Source organism: Cryobacterium sp. 10I5, from assembly GCF_035019865.1.
GTDB lineage: Bacteria > Actinomycetota > Actinomycetes > Actinomycetales > Microbacteriaceae > Cryobacterium > Cryobacterium breve_A.
Map to the genome: position 1 here is coordinate 1 of NZ_JASJVI010000149.1, position 4,820 is coordinate 4,820.

At 68.7% G+C, this 4,820-nt stretch carries 4 protein-coding genes; 2 read left to right on the forward strand and 2 right to left on the reverse strand.

Annotation, left to right across the window (positions count from 1 at the left end):
- Positions 1 to 138 precede the first annotated feature (138 nt).
- On the reverse strand, positions 139 to 1,056 hold the full coding sequence (locus QN350_RS19020; protein ID WP_322137779.1) for an NADP-dependent oxidoreductase: 918 nt from the start codon (positions 1,054 to 1,056) through the stop codon (positions 139 to 141).
- 257 nt (positions 1,057 to 1,313) lie between these two features.
- Here QN350_RS19020 and QN350_RS19025 point away from each other — a divergent pair, with 257 nt between their 5' ends.
- Both QN350_RS19025 and QN350_RS19030 read left to right on the forward strand, forming a co-directional pair.
- Positions 1,314 to 1,760 (forward strand): Hsp20/alpha crystallin family protein, encoded by a 447-nt coding sequence (locus QN350_RS19025; protein ID WP_322137780.1) that lies wholly within the window; start codon positions 1,314 to 1,316, stop codon positions 1,758 to 1,760.
- A 174-nt stretch (positions 1,761 to 1,934) separates the two neighbouring features.
- Positions 1,935 to 2,873, forward strand: a complete 939-nt coding sequence (locus QN350_RS19030; RefSeq protein ID WP_322137781.1) for a phosphodiesterase — start codon at positions 1,935 to 1,937, stop codon at positions 2,871 to 2,873.
- Here the strand turns inward: QN350_RS19030 and QN350_RS19035 are convergent.
- Complete coding sequence (locus tag QN350_RS19035) at positions 2,803 to 4,587, reverse strand: stealth family protein (RefSeq protein WP_322137782.1); 1,785 nt, start codon at positions 4,585 to 4,587, stop codon at positions 2,803 to 2,805. The two genes, QN350_RS19030 and QN350_RS19035, sit on opposite strands and share 71 nt — an antisense overlap.
- Positions 4,588 to 4,820 lie beyond the last annotated feature (233 nt).

The following is a 4,820-nucleotide window of genomic DNA, read 5'->3' on the forward strand; positions in this document are numbered from 1 at the left end:
CGGGGCCGAACGCCGCCGAGGTCCTTCTGAGCAGAATTCAACTGCTGTGATGTAGAAGGTACACCGTGCCGGGCCGGGACCGCGCCTTCCTCACGAACCGCCGGGCCCAGGAACCGCAGGCCTCACGAACCGGAGGGCTCAGACCAGACCGAGCACGACCTTGCCGCGCACGTGCCCACCCATCAGGTACCGGTAGGCGTCCGCGACCTCGTCGAGCGGGAAGACCCGGTCGATCGGCAGCACCACGTCCCCGCTCGCGACCCGGTTGGCGAGGGCGGCCAGGTCGCCGGGACGGGCCGCCTGGCCTCCGACTCCGGTGATGCCGGCATCCGCCCGGTAGCCGCGCGCTGCGATCGTGTTGATGCGGGTGCCGGGCACGCCGAGCTCGAGGGCCGCGTCGATCGTCGCGGGACCGTTGTTGTCGAGCACCGCGGTCACCCGGGGCACGAGCGCCCGCACCCGATCGACGAGGCCCGTGCCGTAGGCGACCGGGATCACGCCGAGACCGCGGAGGAAGTCGTGGTTGGCGGGACTCGCGGTTCCGACCACGGTCGCGCCGGTGCGCACGGCGAGCTGGGCGGCGAGAACCCCCACTCCCCCGGAGGCGGCGCTCACGAGCACGGTGTCCTCGCGGGTCAGCGCCAGGGAGCGCACCGAGGCCGCCGCGGTGCGACCGGCGATATCGAGCGCTCCGGCGGGGAGGAACCCGAGGGCATCCGGTTTGCGGATGATCGCGGACGCGTCGACGACGATCCAGTCCGCCTGGGCGACCATGCGCGCGCCGCCGAGAACGGCGTCGCCGACAGCCCAGCTCGTCACGCCGGCACCGAGTTCGTCGATGACGCCGGAGAAGTCGTTGCCGTTGCCGCTCGGCAGGGCGACGCTGTATGCGCCGGCCGCCGGGCCGCCGCGCAGGATCTTCCAGTCAACGGGATTGAGCCCCGCGGCGTGCACCCGCACGCGCACCTGGCCCCGACCGGCGGCAGGCGGATCGCCGGTGATCACCCGCAGAACTTCCGGGCCGCCGAATTCGGAGAAGCGCACGAAACGAGCCATGTGCCCAGCCTATTCAGGGCGCGCACGCCCCGGCACCCCTCGAACGCGGCGGCGTCACCCGACCGGTTTTCGCCGCCCGCGAACGGCCAGGGCCGGCCGGCTCCGAGGCGTTGCGGGGCACCGGTTCCGGGAATACATTGTCAATAGTTGAGCCCCATCGACTCAACTATTGAAGGTCAATTGAGAATCGTCCGGACTTCCGGGGCGACACCGGACGGATGAGCATCCCCGGAGCCGGACCAAGGGAAGGACACACCATGGCAATGAATTACGATCCGTTCCGCGAACTCGACCGCATGGCTTCGGCCCTCATCGACAACCGGGGGCCCCGGGTCATGCCGATGGACCTCTTCCGGGAGGGTGACCACTACGTGCTGAACGCCGACATGCCCGGCATCGACCCGGGTTCGGTGGACATCGACGTCGACGGCCAGCTGCTCACGATCCGCGGCGAGCGCACGATGGCGAACCACGAGAACGTCAAGTGGCTGACCCGCGAGCGCATGGCCGGCTCGTTCCTCCGCCAGCTCAACCTCGGGCAGGGCATCGACGTCGACCGCATCGGCGCGACGTACAACAACGGCGTACTGAGCGTGACGATCCCGGTGAGCGAGGCCGCCAAGCCGCGCAAGATCGCCGTGACGAACTCGGGAGAGCAGGGCGAGCGAGTTCTGCAGGTCAACGAAGGCGAGCACACAGGCTGACGCGCCCGGCATGATCAGGCACCGCCCTCTGCGGACCCGGAGAATAAACTCCGGGTCCGCAGGCATGTTCGTCTGGAATACACCGGCCGTTCAAGAACGACTGGTCGACTATTCAGGGTAGAGTCAGTCGACTCGACGATGAGTGCACACAGTCCCGACGAATGGAAAGTTCATTTGAACCTGCGAACGGCCGAATACCCTAGGCCGGACTATTTCCTGCTCCACCTCAGCGACACTCACCTCCTAGCCGATGGCGGCCGACTGTACGACCGGGTCGACAGCGCCCAGCACCTCGCCGAACTCTTCGCCGAGGTCGAAGCATCCTCTGGCCGCCCCGACGCCATCGTCATCACCGGCGACCTGGCCGACAAGGGCGAAGCGGATGCCTACGCCCTGGTTCGCAGCATCGTCGAACCGGCCGCCGCTCGGCTCGGCGCCCGCGTCATCTGGGTAATGGGCAACCACGACGACCGCTCGGCCTTCCGTGCTGAACTTCTCGGCCAGCCCTCGTCGACGGCTCCCATCGACCGCGTCGACTACATCGGCGGCCTCCGCATCATCACGCTCGACACCTCGGTGCCCTCCCAGCACTTCGGCACCGTGACCGACGCCCAGCTCGCCTGGCTCACCACCGAGCTGAGCGTTCCCGCACCGGACGGCACCATCCTCGCGATGCATCACCCGCCCGTGCCGAGTGTGCTCGACCTCGCCGTCTCGGTCGAACTCCGCGGCCAGTCGCGCCTGGCCAAGGTGCTCCGCGGCACGGATGTCCGCAGCATCCTCGCCGGGCACCTGCACTATTCCTCGACCGCGATGTTCGCCGGCATCCCGGTGTCGGTGGCCTCGGCCACGTGCTACACGCAGGACCTCAATGTGCCCGTCGGCGGCACCCGCGGCCGTGACGGCGCCCGGGCGTTCAACCTCGTGCACGTCTACCCGGACACCGTGCTGCACTCGGTCGTGCCGCTCGGCAGCTATGCCCCGCTCGACTACATCAACCCGGAGGAGAGCGCCCGACGCCTCGCCGAGTCGGGCATCACGATCATGGACGCGGGTACTCTGCCAGCGCTCCGCGAGCCGCCGATGACCACGCCGATCCCGGTTCTGCGCTAAACGGTCCGGTCCGCGGCGCACCGCCGACGTCACCGACCCCGCCATTGACAGCGGTCGCAGCCGCTGCGGCGGGCGTGACGCTCGACGAGTCCTGCGCCTCGCGCTCCCACGGCGCGACGATCGGGAAGTACTGCTCGAGGAACTCGGTCACGGCTGCGCGGCGCACGTCGTCCGAGATCTCGGGGAAGCTGCCGTCGTTCAGGCAGAACATGTCCTGGTCGCGGCGCTTGCGGAGCTTGTTCATCTGACGCAGGGCGAGCTTGAGCGTCGTCTCGATGTAGAGGGACCTGGCCTGGGTCTGCTCGACGGCGCGCCCGGTGGTCAGCGCGTAGTAGTGGTAGAGCGAGTTCGTCACGGAGATGTCGGTCGCCGAGCGGAACTGGCTCGCCGCCGTGCGGGCGAAGTCCTCGGGGAACTCGGCCTCGAGCTCGTTCAGCACGCTCTTCCGCATCGGTACGGCCGTGTGCTCGAGGTGCCGGGTCGTGACCTTGCCGAAGCGTTCGCGCAGCAGCGCCCGGTTGACCCGGGCAGCGTTCTCGAACCCGCTGCGGCTCGGGTCGTTCTCGCCGAGGCCGATCCGGGTGGATGCCTCGATGAACTTGGTGACGCCGCCGGGCGAGAAGAACAGTTCCGGTCCGATCGGACGGCCGAAGAACATGTCGTCGTTGGAGTACAGGAAGTGCTCGGCGAGCCCGGGGATGTGGTGCAGCTGGCTCTCGACGGCGTGCGAGTTGTGCGTCGGCAGCACGCTCGGGTCCGGGAAGAAGTCTTCGCTGTTCATGATCGTGACGCGCGGGTGCTCGGCGAGCCACTCAGGTGCGGGCGAGTCCGTGGCGATGAAGATGCGGCGCACCCAGGGCGCGAACATGTAAACGCTGCGCAGGGCGTACTTGAGTTCGTCGATCTGGCGGAACCGGGCGTCGGACTCGTCGCCGCTGCCGACGACGTAGGCCTTCATCCGCTTGGCGCGTTCGCGCTGGAAGTCGCTCGAGGAGCCGTCGACCCAGGAGAAGACCATGTCGATGTCGAAGCTGACGTCGCTCGCGAGATCGTCGAACATGTGCTGCAGGGTGCGCCAGGTGCGCCCGAACAGGGTGATGGTGGTCTCGCGGGCCTCGCCACGCGGCATCCGCTTGCGCATCAGGGAATTCTCGACCGGGGCGACGATCTCGTCTTCGCCGAAGAACCAGAGTTCGAACTGGAACGCGGTCTCGGCGCCGTACCGGAGGCGACCGATCGGTTCGATGCGCGGACGGTAGACCCGGAAGACGGATGACTTGCGCAGCGTGGTGAGGGCGCCGTCGGCGAGGAGGAGGGGCTGGGTGAGGTGCCCGTCGAGGGGCTTGGCGTAAAAGGGGTCGTTGGAGAACGCCTCGGCAAGCGCGCGGGTGATGTGCTTGCGGCGCTTGCGGTCGACGGCGAGCACCGGGCGGTCGTGGTCGCCGCGGACGAGCAGGAAGTCGATGCCGGCGGTGTCGAGGGCGTGCGCGACGGCGAGCAGGTCCCTGACCATGGACTCGTGCGGGGTGAAGTGGCCGTTGATGAGGGCGATCTCGCCCTTGCGCACGACGACGTCGTCGCGGTCGAAACGGCGGGTGCGGGCGTCCGGGGACAACAGCACCAGTTCGGGTTCCGCGCTCAGCGAGAGCACCGGAACAACGGGGCCGGCCGGGATGACCGACTGCTCTGCGGCTGAACGATCGACGGTAACCATGGTCCTCCTCGGGAAGTGGGAACACTCATCCACGAGGCAACCGTGTGTTGCCGGGGAGAGTGCGTCCGGTGCGTGCCGGCGGCCGCGACCCGGTCTGCGCCGGGAGCCGACAGCCGACAGCAAGCGGTAGCGTTCCTCCCAGTCTACGTTGCCCGGCGACCCGTGCCGGTGGCTCCCTCGGTGACGCCGTCGCCTTCGCGCGCCCGATGCGCCGTTTCGCGCCAGGCACGCCT